This window comes from Wolbachia endosymbiont (group A) of Chalcis sispes, assembly GCF_964026765.1.
GTDB classification, from domain to species: Bacteria; Pseudomonadota; Alphaproteobacteria; order Rickettsiales; family Anaplasmataceae; genus Wolbachia; species Wolbachia pipientis.
In genome coordinates, this window is sequence record NZ_OZ034697.1 from 929,250 (window position 1) to 952,660 (window position 23,411).

General features: G+C 37.7%; 27 protein-coding genes and 5 pseudogenes. 27 read left to right on the forward strand and 5 right to left on the reverse strand.

Annotated elements, in window-relative coordinates; translation table 11 throughout:
• Nucleotides 1-31 precede the first annotated feature (31 nt).
• The 3 genes and pseudogenes from dxr to AAGD72_RS04735 form a co-directional block, all read left to right on the forward strand.
• Entirely contained in the window at nt 32-1,195 is a 1,164-nt protein-coding gene (dxr, locus tag AAGD72_RS04725; protein ID WP_341814674.1) for a 1-deoxy-D-xylulose-5-phosphate reductoisomerase, read from the forward strand.
• 379 nt (nt 1,196-1,574) lie between these two features.
• Nucleotides 1,575-2,390, forward strand: a pseudogene (locus AAGD72_RS04730) (Rpn family recombination-promoting nuclease/putative transposase); the annotation flags it as partial.
• Nucleotides 2,391-2,771: 381 nt separating this feature from the next.
• A pseudogene (locus AAGD72_RS04735) lies at nt 2,772-2,930 on the forward strand (transposase); the annotation flags it as partial.
• A gap of 34 nt (nt 2,931-2,964) precedes the next feature.
• Here the strand turns inward: AAGD72_RS04735 and AAGD72_RS04740 are convergent.
• The 5 genes and pseudogenes from AAGD72_RS04740 to AAGD72_RS04760 all read right to left on the reverse strand — a co-directional run bounded on the left by AAGD72_RS04740 (nt 2,965) and on the right by AAGD72_RS04760 (nt 6,424).
• Nucleotides 2,965-4,212 (reverse strand): IscS subfamily cysteine desulfurase, encoded by a 1,248-nt coding sequence (locus AAGD72_RS04740; protein WP_341814675.1) that lies wholly within the window; start codon nt 4,210-4,212, stop codon nt 2,965-2,967.
• A gap of 90 nt (nt 4,213-4,302) precedes the next feature.
• Nucleotides 4,303-4,443 carry a hypothetical protein gene (locus AAGD72_RS04745; RefSeq protein WP_153296798.1) on the reverse strand — a complete coding sequence of 47 codons (141 nt, stop codon included), beginning with the start codon at nt 4,441-4,443 and terminating at the stop codon, nt 4,303-4,305.
• Between the two features lie 55 nt (nt 4,444-4,498).
• A pseudogene (locus tag AAGD72_RS04750) lies at nt 4,499-4,972 on the reverse strand (metallopeptidase TldD-related protein); the annotation flags it as partial.
• A 302-nt stretch (nt 4,973-5,274) separates the two neighbouring features.
• Nucleotides 5,275-5,541, reverse strand: coding sequence for a metallopeptidase TldD-related protein (locus AAGD72_RS04755; RefSeq protein WP_410529945.1), 267 nt, complete (start codon nt 5,539-5,541; stop codon nt 5,275-5,277).
• Nucleotides 5,542-5,634: 93 nt separating this feature from the next.
• Nucleotides 5,635-6,424 (reverse strand): IS5 family transposase gene (locus tag AAGD72_RS04760; protein WP_341814578.1). Its coding sequence is split into 2 segments (ribosomal slippage): nt 5,635-6,162 and nt 6,164-6,424, totalling 789 coding nucleotides; the frame shifts between segments, so codons are not numbered across the junction.
• A 68-nt stretch (nt 6,425-6,492) separates the two neighbouring features.
• Here AAGD72_RS04760 and AAGD72_RS04765 point away from each other — a divergent pair.
• The 24 genes and pseudogenes from AAGD72_RS04765 to AAGD72_RS04880 all read left to right on the forward strand — a co-directional run bounded on the left by AAGD72_RS04765 (nt 6,493) and on the right by AAGD72_RS04880 (nt 23,275).
• Nucleotides 6,493-7,119, forward strand: coding sequence for a hypothetical protein (locus tag AAGD72_RS04765; protein ID WP_341814676.1), 627 nt, complete (start codon nt 6,493-6,495; stop codon nt 7,117-7,119).
• Nucleotides 7,120-7,734: 615 nt separating this feature from the next.
• On the forward strand, nt 7,735-8,208 hold the full coding sequence (locus AAGD72_RS04770) for a Holliday junction resolvase (RefSeq protein ID WP_341814677.1): 474 nt from the start codon (nt 7,735-7,737) through the stop codon (nt 8,206-8,208).
• Between the two features lie 181 nt (nt 8,209-8,389).
• Nucleotides 8,390-9,597 (forward strand): annotated as a pseudogene (locus AAGD72_RS04775) (DNA modification methylase).
• A gap of 23 nt (nt 9,598-9,620) precedes the next feature.
• Nucleotides 9,621-10,112 (forward strand): helix-turn-helix domain-containing protein, encoded by a 492-nt coding sequence (locus tag AAGD72_RS04780; protein ID WP_341814678.1) that lies wholly within the window; start codon nt 9,621-9,623, stop codon nt 10,110-10,112.
• Nucleotides 10,112-10,345, forward strand: coding sequence for a hypothetical protein (locus AAGD72_RS04785; RefSeq protein ID WP_265026482.1), 234 nt, complete (start codon nt 10,112-10,114; stop codon nt 10,343-10,345). Before AAGD72_RS04780 ends, AAGD72_RS04785 begins: the two co-directional genes overlap by 1 nt.
• Nucleotides 10,342-12,171, forward strand: coding sequence for a phage terminase large subunit family protein (locus AAGD72_RS04790; protein ID WP_341814679.1), 1,830 nt, complete (start codon nt 10,342-10,344; stop codon nt 12,169-12,171). Before AAGD72_RS04785 ends, AAGD72_RS04790 begins: the two co-directional genes overlap by 4 nt.
• A complete protein-coding gene (locus AAGD72_RS04795; RefSeq protein ID WP_341815134.1) occupies nt 12,164-12,397 on the forward strand; it encodes a gpW family head-tail joining protein in 234 nt (77 codons plus the stop codon). Before AAGD72_RS04790 ends, AAGD72_RS04795 begins: the two co-directional genes overlap by 8 nt.
• Before the next feature lie 40 nt (nt 12,398-12,437).
• Nucleotides 12,438-12,695: a hypothetical protein gene (locus AAGD72_RS04800; RefSeq protein WP_264688165.1), complete on the forward strand. Its 258-nt coding sequence runs from the start codon at nt 12,438-12,440 to the stop codon at nt 12,693-12,695.
• Nucleotides 12,692-12,952 (forward strand): type II toxin-antitoxin system RelE family toxin, encoded by a 261-nt coding sequence (locus AAGD72_RS04805; protein WP_253303276.1) that lies wholly within the window; start codon nt 12,692-12,694, stop codon nt 12,950-12,952. The genes AAGD72_RS04800 and AAGD72_RS04805 overlap by 4 nt, the downstream gene beginning before the upstream one ends.
• A 121-nt stretch (nt 12,953-13,073) precedes the next feature.
• On the forward strand, nt 13,074-14,498 hold the full coding sequence (locus tag AAGD72_RS04810) for a phage portal protein (protein WP_341814680.1): 1,425 nt from the start codon (nt 13,074-13,076) through the stop codon (nt 14,496-14,498).
• Entirely contained in the window at nt 14,495-15,589 is a 1,095-nt protein-coding gene (locus AAGD72_RS04815; protein ID WP_341814681.1) for a S49 family peptidase, read from the forward strand. The genes AAGD72_RS04810 and AAGD72_RS04815 overlap by 4 nt, the downstream gene beginning before the upstream one ends.
• 185 nt (nt 15,590-15,774) lie before the next feature.
• The gene (locus tag AAGD72_RS04820; protein WP_341814682.1) at nt 15,775-16,149 is read left to right on the forward strand and encodes a head decoration protein; all 375 of its coding nucleotides are present in this window, start codon (nt 15,775-15,777) and stop codon (nt 16,147-16,149) included.
• A gap of 44 nt (nt 16,150-16,193) precedes the next feature.
• The gene (locus tag AAGD72_RS04825) at nt 16,194-17,198 is read left to right on the forward strand and encodes a major capsid protein (protein ID WP_341814683.1); all 1,005 of its coding nucleotides are present in this window, start codon (nt 16,194-16,196) and stop codon (nt 17,196-17,198) included.
• 102 nt (nt 17,199-17,300) lie between these two features.
• Nucleotides 17,301-17,606 (forward strand): hypothetical protein, encoded by a 306-nt coding sequence (locus AAGD72_RS04830; RefSeq protein WP_341814684.1) that lies wholly within the window; start codon nt 17,301-17,303, stop codon nt 17,604-17,606.
• Nucleotides 17,607-18,116, forward strand: coding sequence for a phage tail protein (locus tag AAGD72_RS04835; RefSeq protein WP_341814685.1), 510 nt, complete (start codon nt 17,607-17,609; stop codon nt 18,114-18,116). It begins immediately after the preceding gene.
• On the forward strand, nt 18,103-18,576 hold the full coding sequence (locus AAGD72_RS04840; protein WP_341814686.1) for a hypothetical protein: 474 nt from the start codon (nt 18,103-18,105) through the stop codon (nt 18,574-18,576). The genes AAGD72_RS04835 and AAGD72_RS04840 overlap by 14 nt, the downstream gene beginning before the upstream one ends.
• The gene (locus AAGD72_RS04845) at nt 18,563-19,027 is read left to right on the forward strand and encodes a phage baseplate assembly protein V (RefSeq protein WP_341814687.1); all 465 of its coding nucleotides are present in this window, start codon (nt 18,563-18,565) and stop codon (nt 19,025-19,027) included. The genes AAGD72_RS04840 and AAGD72_RS04845 overlap by 14 nt, the downstream gene beginning before the upstream one ends.
• A gap of 3 nt (nt 19,028-19,030) precedes the next feature.
• Nucleotides 19,031-19,285 carry a PAAR domain-containing protein gene (locus tag AAGD72_RS04850; protein WP_341814688.1) on the forward strand — a complete coding sequence of 85 codons (255 nt, stop codon included), beginning with the start codon at nt 19,031-19,033 and terminating at the stop codon, nt 19,283-19,285.
• 5 nt (nt 19,286-19,290) lie between these two features.
• Complete coding sequence (locus AAGD72_RS04855) at nt 19,291-19,626, forward strand: GPW/gp25 family protein (RefSeq protein ID WP_341814689.1); 336 nt, start codon at nt 19,291-19,293, stop codon at nt 19,624-19,626.
• A 2-nt stretch (nt 19,627-19,628) separates the two neighbouring features.
• Nucleotides 19,629-20,443 (forward strand): annotated as a pseudogene (locus AAGD72_RS04860) (baseplate J/gp47 family protein).
• On the forward strand, nt 20,443-21,606 hold the full coding sequence (locus tag AAGD72_RS04865; RefSeq protein WP_341815135.1) for a phage tail protein: 1,164 nt from the start codon (nt 20,443-20,445) through the stop codon (nt 21,604-21,606). Before AAGD72_RS04860 ends, AAGD72_RS04865 begins: the two are co-directional and overlap by 1 nt.
• Nucleotides 21,607-21,780: 174 nt before the next feature.
• Complete coding sequence (locus AAGD72_RS04870) at nt 21,781-22,386, forward strand: ankyrin repeat domain-containing protein (RefSeq protein WP_341814690.1); 606 nt, start codon at nt 21,781-21,783, stop codon at nt 22,384-22,386.
• A gap of 177 nt (nt 22,387-22,563) precedes the next feature.
• Nucleotides 22,564-23,136, forward strand: a complete 573-nt coding sequence (locus AAGD72_RS04875; RefSeq protein ID WP_341814691.1) for an ankyrin repeat domain-containing protein — start codon at nt 22,564-22,566, stop codon at nt 23,134-23,136.
• The gene (locus tag AAGD72_RS04880; protein ID WP_341814692.1) at nt 23,123-23,275 is read left to right on the forward strand and encodes a hypothetical protein; all 153 of its coding nucleotides are present in this window, start codon (nt 23,123-23,125) and stop codon (nt 23,273-23,275) included. Before AAGD72_RS04875 ends, AAGD72_RS04880 begins: the two co-directional genes overlap by 14 nt.
• Nucleotides 23,276-23,411 lie beyond the last annotated feature (136 nt).

The following is a 23,411-nucleotide window of genomic DNA, read 5'->3' on the forward strand; positions in this document are numbered from 1 at the left end:
GAAAAGTTGCTGTTGTTATGAGTTTGTCTTAGTGAAAAAGGTTTCAGTTTTAGGATCAACAGGAAGTGTTGGAAAAAAGACTGTAGATTTGCTCTCAAAGAGAAGAGAAGAATACCAAGTGGAAGCACTAAGTGCCCATTCGAACTTTGCTCTACTGGCACACCAAGCAAAACTGCTAAATGCAAAATATGTTGCTATCTCCGATGAAAGGCTTTACAAAGATTTGAAAGAAAGTTTACTTGGTACAGATGTAAAAATAGCAATTGGTGCTACAAATGTTGCTGCTATACCTGTTGATCTCTCAGTTGTTGCAATAGTTGGCATTGCAGGCCTTGGGCCAGTTATGGAGGTTATAGAAAGCGGTACCAAAGTCATTGCATTGGCAAACAAAGAAAGCATTGTTTGCGGTGGAAAGTTATTACTCAAAAAAGCTAAAGAAAAAAATGTACAAATAATCCCTATTGACTCTGAGCACAATGCAATTTTTCAAATTTTGCAAAATGACGACAAATGCGTAGAAAAGATCATACTTACTGCTTCTGGTGGACCATTCTTAAATTATAGCCTTGAGCAATTAAAAAATGTTATGGTAGATAAGGCGCTTAGTCACCCCACTTGGAATATGGGAAAGAAAATCTCGGTTGATAGCGCAACAATGATGAATAAGGCACTAGAGATAATAGAAGCACATAACTTGTTTAACATCAGCCCGGATAAAATTGAAGCAGTAGTGCATCCTGAGTCAATAGTACATGGAATTGTAACTTATAAGGATGGGTTCAACTTTGCTGTGCTTGCAGAAACTGACATGGCAATTCCTATTTCATATGCTCTATCTTGGCCGGAAAGATCAGCTTTAAATTATAAACTAGACCTAACAAAGCAAGGAAAATTGACCTTTCAAGAGCCAGACCATAAGCATTTCCCTGTGCTAAAGCTTAGCATGGAAGTGTTAAACTCTTCTACTCCACAAACAAACAGTATTGTGCTCAATGCTGCAAATGAAATAGCTGTTAATGAATTTTTGAAGTCACGAATCGGCTTTTTAAAAATAGTAGAGGTAGTGGAATCAACAATGGAAAGTTTTGGTAGTTATACTGATATTAATTCACTATCTGATATAATAAATATTGATTATGAAAGTCGTATTATTGCTAATAAAGTTGTTGAAAGTAAAGTTGTTGCGTATAGCTAGAGTAATGTAACCAGACTGCATTCTGTGATTTTTTTTTTAGCAAAGCACGATACACAATCGTCATTCCGCTACTAGTTAGCGGAATCTATGCCGAGATACCGCGAATGAATCGCGGTATGACGGTTCGCGGTGGTATGACGGTTAAGTAATTCGTCATCCCGCTGCTTGTTAGCGGGATCTAGAGATACCGCGAATGAATCGCGGTATGACGGTTCGCGGTGGTATGACGGTTAAGTAATTCGTCATCCCGCTGCTTGTTAGCGGGATCTAGAGATACCGCGGCGGTATGACGGTTCGCGGCGGCATAGCTATAGCTATCTTCAAAAATATGGTTGAATAATTGTGTGTATAATTATTAATATTTTTAAGCACTTTGGCTATGGCTTTATCTAAGTTTCTCGACCCTAAGCTGGATTTAACCTTTAAAAGAATCTTTGGCACTGAAAAAAATAAGAATATTCTCATACATTTTTTGAATGATATTTTAGGGTTTACCGAGATAAATACTATACAAGAAGTGGAATTCCTCAGTACTATAATGGATCCTGAAATTGCCTCTGATAAGCAAAGTATAGTTGATGTTCTTTGCAGGGACTCTAGTGGGGCTAGGTATGTGATTGAAATGCAGCTCACTCGCGATAAAGGCTTCGAAAAACGAGCTCAACTATATGCTGCTAAGGCTTACTCAAGGCAAGCTGATAAATCTGGTAAGTACATTGATTTAAAGAAGGTTTTCTTTATTGCTATCTCTAATTGTAATTTATTTCCTGATAAGCTTGATTATATATCCAGCCACACTATAAGAGATGAGAAAACCAATGAACATGACTTAAAAGATTTTCAATTTGTATTTATTGAACTACCTAAATTTCCTAAGAATAAGGAAGAACAGCTAGAAAGCATAGTGGATCGTTGGTTATTTTTCTTCAAATATGCAGATGAAACTACGGAAGAAGACTTAAGGAAAATAGCAGAAAAAGCACCAATAATAAAGTTAGCCTACGATGAATTAGACAGGTTTAGCTGGAATGAAAAAGATTTAGTAGCTTATGAAGAAAGAATAATGGATCTACGGAAAGAAGAAGCCATTCTTGAATACAGACTTGACCTTGCTACTGAAAAAGGCATCCAAATTGGCGAAGAAAGAGGCATCAAAATCGGTAAAGAGGAAGGGAAAATTGAAGGAAAAATCGAAGGAAAAATCGAAGGAAAAATCGAAGGAAAAATCGAAGGAAAAATCGAAGGAAAAATCGAAGGAAAAATCGAAGGAAAAATCGAAGGAAAAATCGAAGGAAAAATCGAAGGAAAAATCGAAGGAAAAATCGAAGGAAAAATCGAAGGAAAAATCGAAGGAAAAATCGAAGGAAAAATCGAAGGAAAAATCGAAGGAAAAATCGAAGGAAAAATCGAAGGAAAAATCGAAGGAAAAATCGAAGGAAAAATCGAAGGAAAAATCGAAGGAAAAATCGAAGGAAAAATCGAAGGAAAAATCGAAGGAAAAATCGAAGGAAAAATCGAAGGAAAAATCGAAGGAAAAATCGAAGGAAAAATCGAAGGAAAAATCGAAGGAAAAATCGAAGGAAAAATCGAAGGAAAAATCGAAGGAAAAATCGAAGGAAAAATCGAAGTCGCAAAAGCAATGCTGGCTAATAATGTTGATGTCAACACTATTGTCAAGTTTACTGGCCTTTCTATTAGTGAGATTGAAGAATTAAGTGTGAACGGTACAGAGTAATTTCAAAGTGCATTTGCAGTTGGAACGGATACATTTAATGAGAGTCCCATTTCACGGTGTTCAAATCTACTCCTTCTTGTACCATCTCCCAAAGTGGGCTCATTTCTCTCAGTCGGCCAACATTTTTAGCAACAAGATCTGCTGCATACAAAACTTCTTCTTTAGTTGTAAATCGGCCTAGGCCAAATCTAATTGATGAATGCTCAAGGTCATGGCCATTATTTAGCGACCGTACGACATAGGAAGGCTCAAGAGACGCAGACGTGCACGCAGAACCAGAACTTACTGCTAAATCCTTGATTGCCATGATGAGAGACTCACCCTCAACATAGGGAAAGCTCAAGTTTAGGTTGCCAGGAATTCTATTTTCATAATCACCATTTAAAACGATATCAGGAAACGCTTCTTTTATCTTGTTATACAAAATATCCCTTAATTCTTCCACTCTAGTTGTTTCTTTTTTCATTTCTTCTTTAGCAATACGTGCCGCTTCACCAAAACCAACTGCAAGAGGTGTTGGAACTGTTCCAGAACGCATGCCTCTTTCCTGTCCACCACCACTAATTAGTGGTATCAGCCTAACACGAGGATTCTTTCTACGTACATATAATGCGCCTATTCCCATAGGTCCATAAATTTTGTGGCTAGAGAGACTCATAAGATCAATGCACATCTCATTAACATCAATTGGAACTTTTCCAAAGCTTTGAGCTGCATCTGTGTGGAAAAATATATTATGCTTTCTACATATTACACCAATTTCTTTGACAGGCTGAATTACTCCGATTTCATTATTTACCATCATCACTGAAACCAGGATTGTTTTATCAGTAATTGCTTCCTCAAGCTTTGATAAATCTATAATTCCGTTTTGCTTAACAGGCAAATATGTAACTTTAAAGCCTTCATTTTCCAGATGCCGACAAGAATCCAGAACACACTTATGCTCCGTGCAGACAGTGATTATATGATTTCCTTTATTTTTATAAAAGTGAGCAACGCCCTTGATTGCCGTATTATTTGACTCAGTTGCACCTGAGGTAAAGATAATTTCTTTGCTATCTGCGTTCACCAGATCAGCGATGTGTTTCCTTGCTTTTTCCACTGCTTCTTCAGCAGTCCAACCAAATGAATGGCTGCGAGAGTGTGCATTACTGAACTCACCAAAGTAAGGTATCATCACCTCTAAAACACGGGGATCTACTTTAGTAGTAGATTGATAATCAAGAAATATTGGTAATTTTATTTTAGCATCGTGTATTTTTTTACTTTCAACATTCATAAAGCTACCACGGAGACAAAATTTACAATTATTTTATAGCATTAAAACTTAATTTTTTCAAGATATAATCTTGCATCAAGTACAAAAGTGTCATCCAAGTAGCTGACACATAACTGTACGAACATTTATTTGCGAAAGCAGTGTGTTAAATGTTATAGCCAGTTTTGCCTCAAACACAAAGGCAGTGCCCAGACACTGGGATGACACCCTATTGGTGGCAATTGCTTCCAAATCATAATGTTTGTACAGCTGTGCGCCGTGCGCTGGAATCCGTTTTAGCCCTTATCTATATCTCAGTTCCACCAACAGTTATTGCGTCGACTTTGAGTGTCGGCTGACCAACTCCAACGGGCACATTTTGTCCATCTTTCGAGCATGTGCCAACACCAGGATCTAACTTTAAGTCATTACCAACCATAGATACTTTTTTCAACACTGTTGGACCGTCACCAATTAGTGTTGCTCCTTTTACTGGCTGTGTAATTTTGCCATTTTCTATTAGGTAAGCTTCCGAAGATGAAAAAACAAATTTTCCTGACGTTATATCAACTTGCCCACCACCGAAATTTACTGCATATAGACCTTTCTTTACGCTAGATATTATTTCCTCCGGTGCATGTTTTCCAGGCAACATATAGGTGTTTGTCATGCGCGGCATAGTAACTTCTTTATAACTTTCCCTTCTACCATTACCAGTTGGGCTTACACCCATGAGTTTAGCGTTCATATGATCCTGCATGTATCCTTTTAGGATCCCATCCGGCTTTGTTGCATCGCTAGCTATGATGGATTAAAGATAAAAAAGATAGGGAATATCAGTAGCTTATTATTCTGGTATTTATAACAAGAACGGTCAATGAATACCTAAATTTGAGTAAAAGAAATTTCACTACCATTTACCAATCCGGCTAAAATTCAAGAATTTCAATGCTTTAGCTATTTTCAATAGAATTAAATTTATTAATATAAATAACAAATTACTATTCTTAAATTTGATCAGATTGATTGCAAAAAAACAAGATTTTCAATAGGTTGCTTATAATCCTAACTATAGTTAGCCTTTCATAAGTAGCGATGCAACAAAGCCATCCCATCCTCTATCAATATATTATAACTGGGTGGAGTGCCTTCATCGTCTACGCTGATAGAGCCGCGCAAATTGGGCAGAGTTCCGTCATCAACTACTGTGATGTCACTAGCTGCTACTTGTTTACCCACAGAATTTGAAAATGCTGAGACTTTTTTGCGATTGAAGTCGCCCTCAAGTCCATGAACCACGGCTTCGTGTAACAATATTCCTGGCCAGCCTGGACCTAAAACGACTGTCATTTCTCCGGCTGGAGTTGGAATTGCTTCAAGATTTACCAGTGCTTGTTCTAACGCTTGGTTTGCAACTTCTTTCCACTTTTTCTCAGAACCTGTTTAAAATCTTCGTAATAGGAGAGAAATGAAGGAAAGGACAATCATTTGCAAGCTGGTATTGAGTTTACGTTCGCAATTTTTCCATAGCCGTCTACACTTTTCTAACCAAGCAAAAGAACGCTCAACAACCCATCTCTTTGGCAATACAACAAAAGAATGTAATTCACTGCGCTTTATTACCTCAACAGTTGCACCAATAATATCTTTTATTTGGGTTGCAAAAATTTTTCCTGTGTAGCCTGCATCAACCAATATATTTTTGACTTCAGAAAGGGTATCTTTAGCATTTTCAACCATTCTTACAGCGCTACTACGATCAGTTACTTCTGCTGTTGTTACATAAATTGCATGTGGTAGACCTTGAGTATCAACTGCAATATGACGCTTTATGCCTGAAATCTTTTTACCTGCATCATAGCCCTTTTTTTCAGCAGTATCTGTGTTTTTAACACTTTGAGCATCAATTATACAGAAGCTAGTTTTCTCTTTCCGACCATTGTTGATACGGATCTCTCCAACCAATTTTTTTTAAAACTAATTCCAACAAACTTGGTTCTTCTCCATTCTTTTTATTCCACATTTGAAAATAGTAATATACGCTTTCCCACCTTGGAAAATCTTTTGGCAACATTCTCCACTGGCAACCACTTTTTAGGACGTATAACACTGTACGAAATACATCATACAAATCAAGTTTTCTTGGTCTCGTTTTCTTCCTGCTACTCTCTAGTATTGGTCTGATTTTTTCAAATTGCTCTCGACTTATATCACTTGGATAATTTTTACGCATAGATATACCTCATTCTTAATCTACCACTATTTTACCTCATCTCTCCGAGATTTTAAACAGGTTCTTAGATGTATGAAAAACTAAAGCTGAGACTAACAAATGATACGCCCATGAGAAATCATGCAGAGAAAGAACTTAGGTTCAGCAATTTTTTGCGTGATAATATTGATGTCTTTAGACCTTTAGAAGATGCTGAAATCTATGGCTCTGTAGAAAAAAGAAAAGAAGCAACGATTGAGCTCATAAGGCTATTGACAATACAACCTGAGCTGAATTATAGAGGAGATAAATTTATACTAGATCTTATTTTGGATTATATAAAAGTTTTTGGAAAAGAGGTAGAAAGCTTAGAATCTGATATTAATATCTTAATCAACTTGCTGGAAAAAAGTATAGAGAGAAGAGAAATAGAAGAGAACTTAGATTCTGATATCAAAAACCGGATAAAAAAAAGGATAGAAGAAAGTAAAGACAAAAAAGAAGTGGAAAACTTAAAATCTGACATCAGTGCCTTCATTGATATAATGGATAAAAGGTTAAAAGAATTTGAAGGAAACTTAGAGGAGATTGAAAAATGTAGAAATGAAGTGGAAAAGATTGAAAAAGAAACAATGGATAAAAGAAATAAGGTAGTGGAGCAACTATCAAGATTTAGATTATCTCAAACACCTTTACCAAATTGTGCAATAAAATGATAATTAATACTGAACAAAAAGTTACATTTACTGTATATAACTATTAGGGGGAGTAGCAATAATTTAAACGAAAAAAGAAAAAAATAACACTGAACTAAAAGTGGTATATAACTATTAGGGGTAAAATAGCTTATCTAACACTCGATCTCGGCAAATAAACAGAGTAGAAAAGATTGAAGAAAGCAAAAGAAATAAAGTAATTTAGGCTTTTGGTAAGTTACGTAATTGAGAAGAAACAGCTTTGTATTTTTTTAGATGAGGCAAAAACTTTGTTTTAAGGCCAGATGCAACTTTAGGGTACAAAAATACTACTATTACCAAAGAATGCATATAATGCCCCTTAGAACTCGAATAAATGGTATTCTTAGCAATTCTATTGCTGTATAGTAAACTCACAAGTGAGTTTAGCACGTTTTTTACGCTTTGCAAAGAAAAATTAAAAAAAAGTGAACAGTTTTTGTAAAATCGGTGAATATATATAATAGCAAGGAATTAACTCCTAACTAAGGTAGGTAGCATAAGATTCTTGTCATTGGCCAACAAAAACCCATTCATAGCGTATTTTGAAAGGACCAAATGATATTTAGTGCTACTTGCAGTTTTAAATTATAGCAAATGTCAATCTTAACACTAGACCTCGGCAAACAAACAGGTTGGGCTATTCTCAAAGACGGAGTAATCCAAAGTGGCAGTGAGAGTTTTCACTCTAGCCGTTTCAGCGGAGGTGGCATGTGCTTCTTAAGTTTTAGTAATTGGCTTAATTCCTTGAAAGACATTTCTGCGGTGTACTTTGAGGAGGTAAGAAGACATCTAGGAACAGACGCTGCGCATTGTTATGGTGGTTTCTTTGCCGTTTTAACTGCTTGGTGTGAAAAGCATCATATACCTTACAAAGGTGTACCTGTGGGGACCATAAAACGTTTTATCACTGGCAAGGGCAATGCAAGTAAAAGTGAAGTTATTGAAGCTGTAAGGGGCAAAGGTTTTTTCCCTCAAGACGATAATGAAGCCGATGCTTTGGCATTGATGTTTTACATAATGAGTTTTGGCGAATGCTGTGATGTTAATATTTTACATAATGAGTTTTAATGACACTTCTGATATAAGTAACGATTTTAATAATATAGAAACGGGGTGAAATGTGGGTCCTTCCCGCCAGCCAGGCTGATTTGGTGGCGAAAAGCCCGGTCCCTCTCTAGCGTCAGACGTATTTTAATTATTAACTTTTTAACAAGTCGTTAAGAATCTCCACTAGTAATTTAATAAGAATATGAACTTAGCAATACACTACTATCCTATTGAAAATCTTGTCGAATATGAGCGCAATCCTCGTGATAATGACAAGGTAGTAAACAGAATGTGTGCTTCAATTCGGGAATTTGGTTTTCGTATTCCGATAGTTGCAAAAAGCGATGGAACTGTGGTTGATGGTCATTTACGCCTCAAAGCAGCAAGAAAACTGGGCATGGAGAGTATTCCAGTGGTGTTAAGTGATAACTTAAGTGATGCCCAAACCAAAGCTTTTCGGTTACTAGCAAATCAATCAGCTAACTGGGCAAAGTGGGACGATGATCTTTTGAAGTTGGAAATTCAAGAGTTAGAAGACTTGGAGTTTGACCTTTTCTCGACGACATTGATGGAAAAAAAGAAGTAGAAAGAGGAGAAAAAGAGGGAGTGGAATTGGTTGATAAAAAGTCAGTAGTGTCGAAACCAGGGGATCTATGGATTTTAGGTGGTCATCGAATCTACTGTGGCGATAGTTGTCTGGTTGAATCATTTAAAGCGGTATTAGACGATAAAATGGCAGATATTACCGTGTGTGACCCTCCGTATAACGTAGCATATGGTGACAGTCAGGAAAGGGAAGACAAAAAAATACTAAACGATGATCAAGGTGAAAAATACGAACTTTTTCTGTATGACATTTGTACTCATGTTTTAGCAAACACCAAAGGGGCAATTTACATCTGTGCATCATCATCAGAGCTTTCGACCTTGCAGAAGGTATTTGAAGAAGCAGGAGGAAGGTGGTCAACGTTCATAATTTGGGCAAAGAATCATTTTACACTGGGGAGATCTGATTATCAAAGACAATACGAAACAATACTCTACGGTTGGAAAAACGGCAATAAACGTGAGTGGCATGGAGGACGTAATCAAAGTGATCTCTGGCTTTACGATAAGCCAACATACAACTCACTGCACCCAACGATGAAACCAGTGGAGTTAATGGAGAGAGCGATAGTAAACAGCAGTAGACCAGGGGACATAGTTCTTGATCCATTTAGCGGGTCTGGGAGTACGTTGATTGCGTGTGAGAGGACAGGAAGAATCTGTAGAACCATAGAACTTGATCCCGCCTTCGTAGATGTAACGATAAAGCGTTGGCAGGTGTATACGGGAAGAGATTCCACCCTTTTCGGTTCTGGTAAAACTTTTGCGCAAATTCAAGAATCAAGACAGCAAGGGGCGAAATAAGGAAAAAAAGAGGGGAAAGAAAGGTGGAAAGAGGGAAAATCACGCAGACAGAATGGGCAAGAGAACTAGGAGTTTCAAAGCAATACGTCTGTTATTTAGTAAAAAAAGGAATAGTTGAGCTGGAGGATGGTTTGATTGACCGAGAACAAGCAAATGAAGCGGTGGCAGCAATACGAGATCCAAGTCAACCACTGAGGAGAAAAAATCCAGAAGGTGAAGAAAGGGGAAATAATAAACTTTCCACGATGTTGCTAAAAACGCGGATAAAAAATGAGATGGAGCGGGGAAAACTGCTCGAGGCAAAGGCAAAAGCTGAAATTGGTGAACTTATCTCAGTAGAAGAAGTAAAGACTGAAGCATTTAACGTGGCAAGAGTAGTGAGAAATAATCTTTTGAATATCCCAGACAGAGTATCAGCATTACTGGCATCGATGAATGACACAGAGAAGATCCATGAGACGTTAACAGAAGAGATTACCAATGCCCTCGAAGAATTATCGAAAAATACATTTTAATGACTGCTGTTAATTTATATTCAAATAATTTAAAATTATTAAAGAAAATTAGTAGACGCCTTATAATAATAGGCTCAATAGCTATAAGCATCTCTATTTCTACAGCGTATGCAGGAATAATTGCAGTCATTATTCTAAGTTGTTTTGCTAAAGATGCAACTGATGTCTACTGCAAACGTTCTATTCTGACCGATGTGAAAGTAGCAAAATTTCAGCAGCAAATAACACTATGATTTATAGCAATAGCTTTTGTATAGGGCTGAAGCCAGATTCACCACTTAAAGTATCAGAGTGGGCAGATAAGAATCGTCAACTTTCAACGATAGCGTCATCAGAGCCAGGAAAATGGAGAACAGAGAGAACGCCATACCTCAGAGAAATAATGGATTCACTGTCGCCATCTTCATCGGCTGAAAAAGTAATATTCATGAAAGGAGCACAAATTGGCGGAACAGAAGCAGGGAATAACTGGATAGGATATATAATCGACCAAACACCAGGGCCAATGCTGGTAGTACAGCCAACAGTAGAAATGGGCAAGCGTTGGTCAAAGGGAAGATTTGCGCCGTTAATAGAAGATACATCATGTTTAAGGAGTAAAATAAAAGATCCAAGGTCGAGAGATTCAGGCAATACTGTGCAGAGCAAAGAGTTTCCGGGAGGAACGGTAGTAGTAACTGGAGCAAATAGTCCAGTGGGTTTACGTTCAATGCCGGTAAAATATCTTTTTTTAGATGAGGTTGATGCATATCCAGGAGATTCAGGAGGAGAAGGAGATCCGGTTTTACTCAGCATAGCCCGAACTAATACTTTTGCTCGTCGAAAGATTTTTTTGGTATCGACACCAACAGTTCACGGAATAAGCAGAATAGAGAAGGAATTTGAGAGTTCAGACAAACGATACTTTTTTGTACCTTGTCCACATTGTGATCACTATCAGGTGCTGAAATGGCCACAGATAAAGTGGAAAGATAAAGAACCCTCAACAGCCCACTACGTTTGCATAGAGTGTAGGGGAGAAATAAAAAATCATCAGAAAACAGAGATGCTAGCTAGAGGTAAATGGAGAGCTACAGGGGAAGAAAAAGCAAAAGAGGGAAAAACAATAGGATTCCACCTTTCAAGCTTATATAGCCCAGTTGGTTGGTATAGCTGGAATCAAGCAGTAGAAGATTTTCTACATAGCAAAGAGAATGAGCAATTATTAAAAGTTTGGATCAACACCACACTGGGAGAAACCTGGGTAGATAAAGGAGAAGTACCAGACTGGAAGCAACTATTTAACCGAAGAGAATCCTTTACGGTTGGTACGGTACCAAAAGGCAAAGTGATACTGACGGCAGGGGTTGATGTGCAAAAAGATCGTTTAGAGGCAGAAATTGTAGCATGGGGAAGAAACCGAGAAAATTGGTCAATAGACTACCAGGTATTAGAAGGTGATACTGGCAGTGGAGAAGTATTGGAAAAACTTTCAGAGCTCTTGAATCATCATTTTATCGGTGAAAATGGTCTTGAATACATGATAAGCATGATGGCGGTAGATGCTGGGTACGCAACGCAGGAGGTATACAATTGGGTAAGAAGTCATCAAGGGTCTGGAAGAGTAATGGCAGTAAAGGGAGTAAACAAAGCCCTAGTGCCGCTTAACAGCCCAAGTAGAGTTGATGTAACAGTTGGAGGACAAAAACTAAAAAGAGGAATAAAGCTGTGGCCAGTTGGGGTATCGATATTAAAGTCAGAGCTTTTCCAATTACTTAATGTTTTAAAAGAAGGGCTACCTGGGTATTGTCATTTTCCCGAATATCCACCTGAATATTTTAAGCAGCTAACCGCAGAGCAACTAATTACCAAGGTAGTAAAAGGGTATACCAAACAAGAATGGCAAAAGATAAGAGACCGAAATGAAGTACTAGATTGCAGAGTTTATGCAAGAGCAGCATCGATAGCACTGGGAATAGATAGATGGCCAGAGAGTAAATGGGAAAGTTTAGTAGGTGAAAAAGCTAAAAAGTCAAAAAGAGTGAGAAAAAGTAAGTGGCTGAGTGAGCAAAATGTATAGTGAAGAATACTTAGCACAAGTAGAAGAAGCGATAAAGAAGCTACAGAGCGGGGAAAGGGTTGTCTCAATTGCATATGGTGACCATGTAGTTCGGTATGGGGAAGTTCAAATAAAGGATTTATTGGAGCTCAGGCAACGAATCAAAGCAGAGTTAAAAGTTGCAGGTGTGAAGCCGAAGAGAAAGATTGTTATTTCAACGAGTAAGGGGATTGACAAAATTGTGTAAAAATGTTATAGTCTATAGTTGATGTTTTCTGGTTAATCATATGGCTCAAAGTCAAAAAAAGCTCAATATTAATGTAAGTTTCGAGGGTGAATTTGCTCAGTATCTTACAGAGGTCGCAAAAGCATGGAATAAAACTATACCAGAAGTTTTAGTGTGTCTTGTGAAAGAAGAATTTGAAGCAGAGAAAGAGATGGCTGAAATTATAAAAGAACGTGATGTGCCAGATGCAAAGACGGTCAGAAGTGAGGATGTCGATTGGGATAAAATATTATCTGCAAAGACAATTAAAGATGAGTGAAATACAATATTATCTATTCAGAAAAGGTTCTTGAGAGAGATTTCCTTACTTTACCACCAACAATAAGATCAAGAATTAGAAGAGCTATAGACGAGCGGCTTACAATTGATCCAATTAATCTTGGTAAACCATTAAGTGGTAGATTAGTAGGAAGTAAAAGATTAAGAGTAGGCGATTATCGGATTATTTATAAAGTAGATAAATTAGAGAACACAGTAATCATCACAGAAATAGGACACAGAAGTACCATTTATTAAGAGGTAAATGCACTATAAAAAGTCAATGACCAAATTCTCCAGCAGCTTGCTGAAATTTCTCAATATTAAACTATAAATTTGTGCAACAACCTGCTGCATAATTAAAACAATCAGAGGCTAAATGTTATTGAAATCATTCAAACAATTATTTCGGAAACCAACAAAACCAAAAAGTTCAGCATGGGATGCGTCAGGCTCAGGAAGGAGATTATTGCACTTTCAACCAGAGACAGGAAGTATAAATAGCTTACTCTCGCATAGTCTTGAAACTTTAAGAAGTCGATCACGTGACATGGTAAGAAAGAACTCCTATGCAGCAAACATCATCGATACGATAGTGAGTAATTGCGTTGGGACAGGAATAAAGCCGCAGTCAAAAGCAAAGGATGGAGAGTTTCGGAAAAAAGTGCAAGAGTTATGGCTAAGATGGACAGATGAAGCAGACAGTAGCGGAGTAAGTGATTTTTATGGATTACAAGCTCTAGTATGTAGAAGCATGATAGAAGGAGGAGAATGTTTTGTAAGACTCCGAACAAGAAAACGAGAAGATGGACTTTGTGTGCCGTTGCAACTGCAAGTACTTGAATCAGAGCATTTAGATAATAAGAGCAATCAAACCCTTGCCAACGGTAATGTAATTAGAAACGGCATTGAGTTCAATAGACTTGGGCAGAGGGAAGCATACTACCTATTTAGAGAACATCCGGGTGAAGGATCATTTGGAGAGTCAGTGAGAGTACCAGCAAATGATGTTTTACATATCTATAGGCTACTGAGACCTGGGCAGATTCGAGGAGTACCATGGTTGTCCAGTGTACTGTTAAAGCTCTATGAACTTGATCAATACGATGATGCGGAGCTGGTAAGAAAGAAGACAGCAGCGATGTTTGCGGGATTTATTACGAGACTTGATCCTGAAGCGAACATCATGGGAGAAGGAGAGAGTAATGAACAAGGGGTAGCATTATCTGGTCTTGAACCTGGGACTATGCAACTTTTAGACCCGGGAGAGGATATAAAATTTTCAGAACCATCAGATGTTGGGGGAAGTTATGAAGCATTCATGAAACAGCAGCTCAGAGCAATAGCAGTAGGCATGGGAATAACTTACGAGCAGCTAACAGGAGATCTAAGTGGTGTCAATTATTCATCGATACGAGCAGGGTTAATAGAGTTTCGCCGGAGGTGTGCAATGTTACAGCATAACGTGGTAGTATTTCAGCTTTGCCGTCCAGTATGGGATAGGTGGCTAGAATTAGCAATACTCTCTGGAGAACTGGACATAGGTGAAAATTGGGCAAAAGAAACAGCAAAAGAGGTAAAATGGATACCGCAAGGGTGTGCTTACGTAGATCCACTAAAAGACCAGCAAGCACAGCAAATGGCAGTAAGGAATGGGTTTAAGAGCAGGTCGGAGGTGGTTTCGGAACTTGGTTATGATGTAGAAGAAATAGACCAAGAAATTGCTGAAGATCAAAGACGTGCGAGTGAATTGGGCTTAAGTTTTGATTCTGATGTACAAAGTAGTTTTGCGGAAATGACATGAAACAACAAGCAATGTGGCTGAATAGACCGGTAATGATGGAGCAAAGAAGTTTTGATCTATTGTCATTACATGCCGGAAAGCATCCCACGTTTAAAAACATAAAACACGCAGTAAGAAATAATAAAAAGGGAATAGCAGTCATACCAATACATGGAATCTTAACGAAGAATTCAGAAGCTTTTGACGATATTTTAGGAATGACATCATATGAGAAGATACGTGAAGAGATAGAAGAAGCTTTAATAGATGAAGAAGTAGAAACAATAATTTTGGATATAGACAGCCCTGGAGGAGAAGTAAACGGTTTATTCGACCTTTCTGACTTTATTTACGAAGCAAGGACAAAAAAGAGAATTGTGGCGATAGCAAATGATGATGCATATTCTGCAGCGTATGCGATAGCGTCAAGTGCTGAAAAAGTATTGGTAACGAGAACTTCAGGAGTTGGAAGTATAGGAGTAATAGCAAGTCATATAGATCAAAGTGGGTTTGATGAAAAACAGGGGATAAAATATACCACAGTATTTGCAGGAAAGAGAAAAAACGATTTAAATCCGCATGAGCCGATAACATCAGAAAGTGTGGAAAGCTTACAAGAGGAAGTAGATCGCCTATATGAGATGTTTGTCCAGCTCATCGCACGAAACAGAAATTTATCCACGGAAAAAATCAAATCAACGGAAGCAGGGCTATATTTTGGTGAGAAAGCAATAGAGATAGGTCTTGCTGATGAGGTAATAACATATTCTGAATTTATAGATAGGAGAAACAATATGAGTAAAGCTGAATTTAACTATAAGGGCCACACCATCGATGCTGATGAGTTAATGGAAGAATCAAAACGAATAGGTTATGAGAGGTGCCGCAAGGAAGTATTAGAGGTAATAAGATTATGTAATTTATCAAAGATGCCAGAGAAAATAGGAGAATTTATCGAGCAGGATGTAAATGCAAAACAAGCACAAGAGATATTAATGTCGATACTGGCGGAGAGAACGAAGAAGACAGAGATACTGAGCACAATACCACAAAATTCGTCAGAAGATTTAATGATGCAAGTGGCAAAAACACGCCAGAATAGCCAACTATAAGGTTGTGTATCTTTTACCGCGGCGTATAGCAACTTTAAACACCGCGGTAAAATAAAGTTGATCATCTTATAACCGCCGTATATAGCGCTAACATACGCGGCGGTAGTTAAAACGCGCCACAATTATAAGCCGCGGAATATAACAATTATAAAGACAGCGGAATAAACTAAAACAGGGAGAAAAACATGACAAGTATAACAGAAGGAAATAATTTAGGCGATCTTCTAAAATATGAAGTGTCTAATCTATATTCAAGAGACCAAATAACAGTAGCAAAGGGGCAAAACCTAAAGCTTGGTACGGTTGTTGGTCGTGATAAAGATGATCTAATTAAAATTATAAATGCAACGGCCACAGATGGCACACAAACGGCGATAGGTGTGATAACAAGTGATGTAAACGCAACGGAAACCACCAAAGCAGTAATCATTACACGTATAGCGATGCTAGCAGATCATGCAGTTGTATGGCCAGGAAATATCACCGAAGAGCAGAAAGCTACAGCAATAAAACAACTTGAAGCACAAGGCCGAGGAATCATCATCCGCAAGGGAGTTTAAACTTCAACTCAACTTAAATTAATAGGGAAAACAAGGGGAAAAACATGCAAAATCCATTTACAAATCCAGCATTTAGTATGACGGAATTAACTAAAGCAATGAACATATTGCCGATAAATTATGGTCGAACAGAAAGCTTAAATTTGTTTCCAAGTAGATCGGTAAGATTTCGACATATCACGATAGAAGAGCAAAACGGAGTATTGAGTTTATTACCAACGCAAGTTCCCGGAGCACCAGCAACAGTGGGAAAACGCGGAAAACGAAAAATAAGAACATTTACGATACCACATATTCCCCATGATGACGTAGTGTTACCTGAGGAAGTGCAAGGGATAAGGGCATTTGGGTCAGAAAGCGAACTTACAGCACTGGCTAATGTAGTAACAGATCATCTGGAATTGATGAGAAACAAACACGCGATAACGTTAGAGCATCTGCGAATGGGTGCGCTCAAAGGAATAATTTTAGACGCAGATGGCAGTGAATTGTTAAATCTTTACAACGAATTTGAAATTACGCCAAAGGTAGTAAATTTTGCGCTAGGAACAGCAACCACCGATGTAAAGCGTAGGTGTCTGGAAGTATTGAGGCATATTGAGGACAACTTAAGTGGTGAATATATGACCGGGATTCATGCGCTGGTAAGTCCTGAGTTTTTCGATGCTTTAACTTCCCACGCTAAAGTAAAAGAAGCATACGAGAGATGGCAAGAAGGAGCAGCGCTAAGGAACGACATGAGATCAGGATTTACGTTCTGTGGAATAACATTTGAGGAGTACAGAGGGCAAGCAACTGATCCTGAAGGAATTGTGAGAAGATTTATAGAAAAAGATGCGGGACACTGTTTTCCACTTGGTACAGCTAATACATTTACTACTTACTTTGCGCCAGCGGACTTTAATGAGACGGTAAATACACTAGGGCAACCGTTATATGCAAAACAAGAGCCAAGAAGATTTGATAGAGGGACCGATTTACATACTCAGTCAAATCCTTTACCAATGTGCCATCGTCCAGGAATATTAATCAAAGTCGTTGCAGCATAACAATACTGGTAGAGCAACTACAAAAGTGGTGAGGCATGAAACTGCTCTACCAGTATGCCCCTTCTTAGCGTGCATGTAGAGATTAGTGCATAAAGGTAAAGTATGCAAGAAAAAATAAAAAGATTATTTGCAGATTGTTTTACACATTTAGGGCAGCAAGCGTTGTATGAGTCAAAGGATAAGTCATACCTGGTGCAGATATTAAAGCAACAACCAGATAAATTATACGGGATTGGTGAAGGACAATTTGTAGGAGAAACTTTGACTTTAGAAGTAAGTGTGTTTGATGTATTAAAGCCAATGGTGGGAGATACTTTTTCTATAGGTAGTTGTAGATACAGAGTACACACACCGCCACTCAGAGATAACTCTGGGATGATCTGGAAAATTCAAGCGTCAGGGGTGTAGATGCGTATTAACATCGAAGTGACCGGTAGCATAGAAAAAGTTATGCAAAGCATAGATGCAGAGAAAGAGAAAGTGGAAAAAGCGACGGTGAGGGCATTAAACAAAACAGCACTATGGGTAAGGTCGCAAACTGTCAAACAAGTTAGCGAAGAAAAACAAATACCAAAAAAAGCAATGAGAAAAAAGTTAAGTGTGGATAAAGCAAATAGAAAGCGTTTGTGGTCTATAATAAAGCTTAGTTCGCAGTGGATAGGAGTAGCAAAACTTGGGAGTATAAAACAGACAAAGATGGGAGCAAAGGTAGGAAGCCGTACGTATGAAGGAGCATTTATAGCAACAATGAAAAATGGTCATATAGGAATATTCAGAAGAAGGTATACCACGTCTTTGCCAATAGATGAAATTAAAATAAACACCCATGCTCGGGAAACAATGAAAGAGTTAGTTGATAATGAAGTAGAAAGAGTATTTGAGAAATATTTTCAGCAGCAGATAGATGTTTTGGAGTAATTTACATACAGCAATCTGTAATAAGTTAAAGGAAGAGATACCAGCGATACAGACATGTGAAGTGTATCCAACGATACGTCGGGAAATAATAGCCCCAGCAGTGTTTGTAGAGCTTGTGAGTTTAGAGCCAGGGAAAGATCCGGGAACAGAGGAATTAGCACTGAGAGCAAGATTTGAAGCGAGAATAGTAGTTGATGGAACAGTCGAGGATTCCTCGATAGTTGTGAGAGAATTAGCAACAGAAGTTGCAAGAGTTGTGAATAAAAATACTTGGGACGTGGAAAATGTTTCAGCAGGTGAATTTATATCAGCAGGAGGAGATGATTTTAGACCAGAATTAGATGCATATCTAGTGTGGATGGTTGAATGGGTGCATGAAGTCCATGTAGGCAAGTCAATATTTTCAGGCGGAGTTACGCCACATACTATCGAGATAGGAAAAGTGTATGTTGGACCATAATTTTGCCATTGCAGAGCTAAATAGAAGGCTAGCGAATATTATTCGTATAGGTCTAGTTAAAGAAGTAGACTATGAAAAAGCAAGAGTAAGGGTAAAAGTAGGAGAATTTTTAACTGATTGGCTTCCGTGGATAACGGCAAGAGCAGGAGAAGATAGAAGTTGGTTTTCCCCAGATATTGATGAGCAGGTGATGGTATTATCGCCATATGGAGAGTTGTCATTAGGGGTGGTGTTACCGGCAATATATCAGGAGAAATATCCGCCTCCGGAGAATAAAAAGGAAATAAATAGTGTAAAATTTCAAGATGGAACAAAGTTTACATACGATAAAGATAAACATCATTTAGAGATAGATGTAGTAGATAAAATAACGCTAAAAGTTGGGGAATCAAGTATAGAAATGACAAAAAAGGGAATAAAACTCAAAGCAAAAAGAATAGATCTAAACTAGCATATGGGTAAAGCAATCGTTTGTGTAGGAGATTATTGCAGTGGAATACCAGCACATGTTTGTATGAGTGGAAGTGAAAACGTATTTGTAAATGGTAGATCTGTTTGTCGAAAAGGAGATATCTTAACTCTAGGTGAGAAACTAACACAAGGTTCAAACAGCGTATTTGTGAATGGTATTGGGGTAACGAGAACAGGTGACTTGGTATCGTGTGGTTTTCATGTGATGGGTGATAGCAAAAATGTATTTGCAGGGTAAAAAAGATGCGTGGTATGAGTGCTACTAGTGGGAAGGAACTGGAAGGTTTAGACCATCTGAAACAATCAATAATTGATATACTGACCACTCCGATAGGCAGCAGAATCATGCGTAGGAAATATGGATCGAGATTGTTTGAATTAGTGGATAAGCCAGTAAATCGTGATTTTACACTAGAAATTTACGCAGCAACAGCGGAAGCTTTGGAAAAATGGGAAAAGAGATTTAAGTTAGAAAAAGTAAAAATCACAGAAGTAAAAGAAGGGAAAGTAACGATTGATCTAGAAGGATTGTACTTGCCAAGTGGAAAAAATATTCGCTTTGACGGGGTTGTGGTATAAAGATGGAGCAGCCAAATATTATCGAACCACTGAACTTTGAGGAGATTTTTTCTCGGATGAAAGAAGAATTAGTAAGTCGTGATGAAAGTTTTACGGCATTAGTAGAAAGTGATCCAGCAATAAAGATTTTAGAGGTAGCAGCATGGCGAGAACTTTTGCTCAGAGAAAGAATAAACGAAGCAGCAAGGAGCAACTTACTGAAGTTTGCAAGTGGAGAAGAACTTGATAATTTAGCTGAGTTTTATGGAGTCGAAAGGGAAAGAGAGAACGGGAAAAAGATGAACGTTTTAGGAAAAGAATCAAAGCAAAAATAATAGGATGGAGCACAGGAGGAAGTAAAGAGCATTATCGGTTTCAAGCACTCTCAGCAGATAGTAGAGTAAAGGATGCGCTGGTTGAATCAAAAGTGCCAGGAAGTGTGGAGATCTCGATTTTATCAACAAAGTTATCCACAAATGGCATAGCGTCTGAAGAACTACTTGATATTGTAAGAAAGCGAGTCACCAGGGATGATATAAGGGTATTGACAGATACGATAACAGTAGTTGGTTGCAATATTATTGAAATAAATATCCACAGCAGAATTAGCATTAAAAGACCAGATATTGTTGAAACAGTGAAGAAGAGATTTATAGAAAAATTTGAATCAACAAAAAGATTAGGATGGAAGGTGACAAGATCGTGGATTATAGCCAATTTGTTTATGGAAGGAGTAGAAAACGTAGAATTAATCGAGCCAAGAGAGGATGTTGTGGTACTGGGGAATGAGTGCGTTTGTTTAGGCAAGCTAGAAATCGAATTAATGGGCAAAAGCTAATGTTACTTCCACCTAATAGCACAAAAGAAGAAAGAGCCATAGTAGAGGCTATCGATTACAAAGTTGATCCAAGCAGGATAAGGGGATTTAAGTTTAATCCTAAAGATGAAATATTGCCATGGATAGTAGAGGAATATGGTCTAGAAGAGATTCTGTGTTGGGCAAAAGACAAAAGAAGAGCGATAAAAGAAGGGGTAGAATTTCAGCGTTTAAGAGGAACACCTGCCTCACTGAAAATAGCACTGAAGTGGGCAAATATAAATGAAGATATTACAATTATTGAAGAGCCACCTGGAGAACACTTTTTTGAATTACAGATAGGGATAAGAAACGTACCAAATGATTTCTTTGTAGATGCAGTAGTAGAGCTTGCAAAACTATCATTGCCAGCAAGATCGCGGCTAATGAGAATTTTTAACGATCACTACAATATTGGTAGGTTCATTTTAGATGAGAGTTTTTTTGGCAGCTTATTATCAGACTACTCTGGTACAAAGATCGAAAAAGATGGACCAGTGTTATCATTTGGGAGAGTAAATTTTTTCAGGTCTAGTGGTCCAGTTATTAGGATTGTAGAAAACTATCTACGCGATCATTATGAACGAGCTTTAAGCAATGACATATATCGCTTGGATGTAGCAATACTTGGAGAAACAGAGCCTCATACTAAGAACTATAACGGTATTTATGAAAGAAATCATTTGTGGTATAATTTCAAAGCGCTATATCCGCTACCACAGAGCTTATTACCGGCAATTAAGTTTGCTAAAGCGCAGATAGTATTATCGGACAGTTGGAGTTTAGGAGAAATAAACGCGTGTTTTCCGGTTACGAGTGCAGAAGAAGAAGGGAGCAAGTTTTTACTAGGAAGTGATAAACTATCTGAACAACTGTGGAATTTAAAATACAAGCCAATTTTAGAAAGGTTTAGCGTTACTCACCACTACAAGGTAGAAGATTTTACCAACCAGAAAGTTATAAGATTTGGTTTAGCAGAACACAATGTTCATTTTGAAAGCGATTTAAATTCAGAGCAAAAGGATTCAATACATGAACCGGAAAATTACATTTTAGTGTTTTACCCAGGTGTACTAACGTGGCACGAACATCGACATTTGAACAGGTCTTGGGAAGAAAAACAGCCCATATGCTTAATATACTAAATATATATATTTATATCTTCATATACTACATTAACATTCGGTAAAAATGTGTGTATTTTGAAAAAAAAGAAGTTGCTTTTCCATGCCAAAACAGCTATAAATTAGGTAGGTGTAGGTAAACAAAAAAGATTTACCAAACGCTAGAAGTTAGGAAGTTTTATAGTGAGGTAGATTATGTGGATTAGTCAAGAAGAAAGGGATGATTTTAATGAATTATTTCAAGAGTTGCTTGCAGGCAAATTGTCTAAAAAGCATATAAATAGAAAAAATGAAAACGGTGAAACAATGTTGCACCGAGCAGCAAAAATGTCGACGAGAAAAAAAGCAAACTGGCTGATATGGGAAGGAGCAGATGTAGATGCAAGAGATAACGAAGGTTATATACCACTGCACTCAGCAGCGCTTGGAATGCGTCTGGAAAACGTAAAAGAATTAATAGAAGCCAGAGCAGATATAAACGCAACCGAAGAAGATGGAAATACGGCACTACATCTAGCGTGTATGGTAGGTGGAAAAAAGATAGTAGAAGAGTTAATAAAAGCAGGGGCAGAAATAAACCGGGTAAGTATATCAGGATTTAGCCCAATGTATTACGCAAGTGATGAAGAGATAAGCAAGGTGTTAAAGAAAAATGGAGGAAAAATAGTGAATAAACAGAGGGAGTTAATGGAAAAAATAAGTAAGGTATCGGAAAAGCAGGTGGTAAATGGTGGAAAGAAGCTAAATGATAGAGAAAAGCTGACAACAGCAGGAGGTAGATTTAATAGATTAAGTATATAGATTTATATCTTAATATAATATGTGGAAAAAATTTGTATATTTTGCAAAAAAAAACTTGCTTTTTATGCTAAAACAGCCCTAAATGAAAAAGTAGCTAGTAAACAAACAAGATTTGCTAAGCGCTGAAGTGAGCCAAATTGGAGCCACTTTATATTGCATTAATAGCTGAGGAACGTTATGGTAAAATTTAGTAAGAAAGAAAGAGAAGAATTTAATAAATCGTGGAAAGAGGTATTAGATAACTCAATAGAAAATATTAATAAAAAAGACACAAAAGGGAGGACGATACTACATTACGCGGTGGGAATGCCAGATCCAAAAAAAGTGAGTTTATTAATCAAAAAGGGAGGAGATGTAGATGCAGCAGATGCCGGGAAATATAGACCACTACACCTAGCAGTGATGGGGCAACGTGTAGAAAATACAAAAGAGCTGATAAAGGCAGGAGCCGATGTAAACGCAGTGGAACGAAGTAGCAAATTTGCCCCGTTACACCTTGCGTGCATGGTAGCAGAGATAAAAATAGTAGAAGAGCTAGTAAAAGCCGGAGCGAATATAGAACAAAAGGATAAATTTGGCAAAACAGCAATGTATTATGCGAGAAATAATAAAGAGATAAAAGAAGTGTTAGAGAACGTAAAAATGGCAAATAAACAGAGGGAATTTATAGAAAGAGTAAGAGTTGTATCGGAAAGTACGGCAGCAGGTGTGATAGTGGCAAAGGAGGAGCTTGTGGATGAAAAAATTTAGAAGGGCTGTGGCTAAGAAAGAGGTAATTATGGGAAAAAGGGAAGTTTTATCATTGGAGGGAAAAAAGTTGGTAGAACTGAGGAAAATATGGAAGGAGTTGTTTGGGGGAAAAGGCACAAGAAAGAGCTTATGGATGTAAAAAAGAAGCTTGATAATTTGGGAGAGTGCTTAATTGATGAAAGATAGCGGAGTGCAGCTATGTGTTTCTAAAATTTTGCATAAAAGTAAAACAAAACGAAGGTTAACAGTTGCGTCTTTTTCGCAAGAGTAGCTGA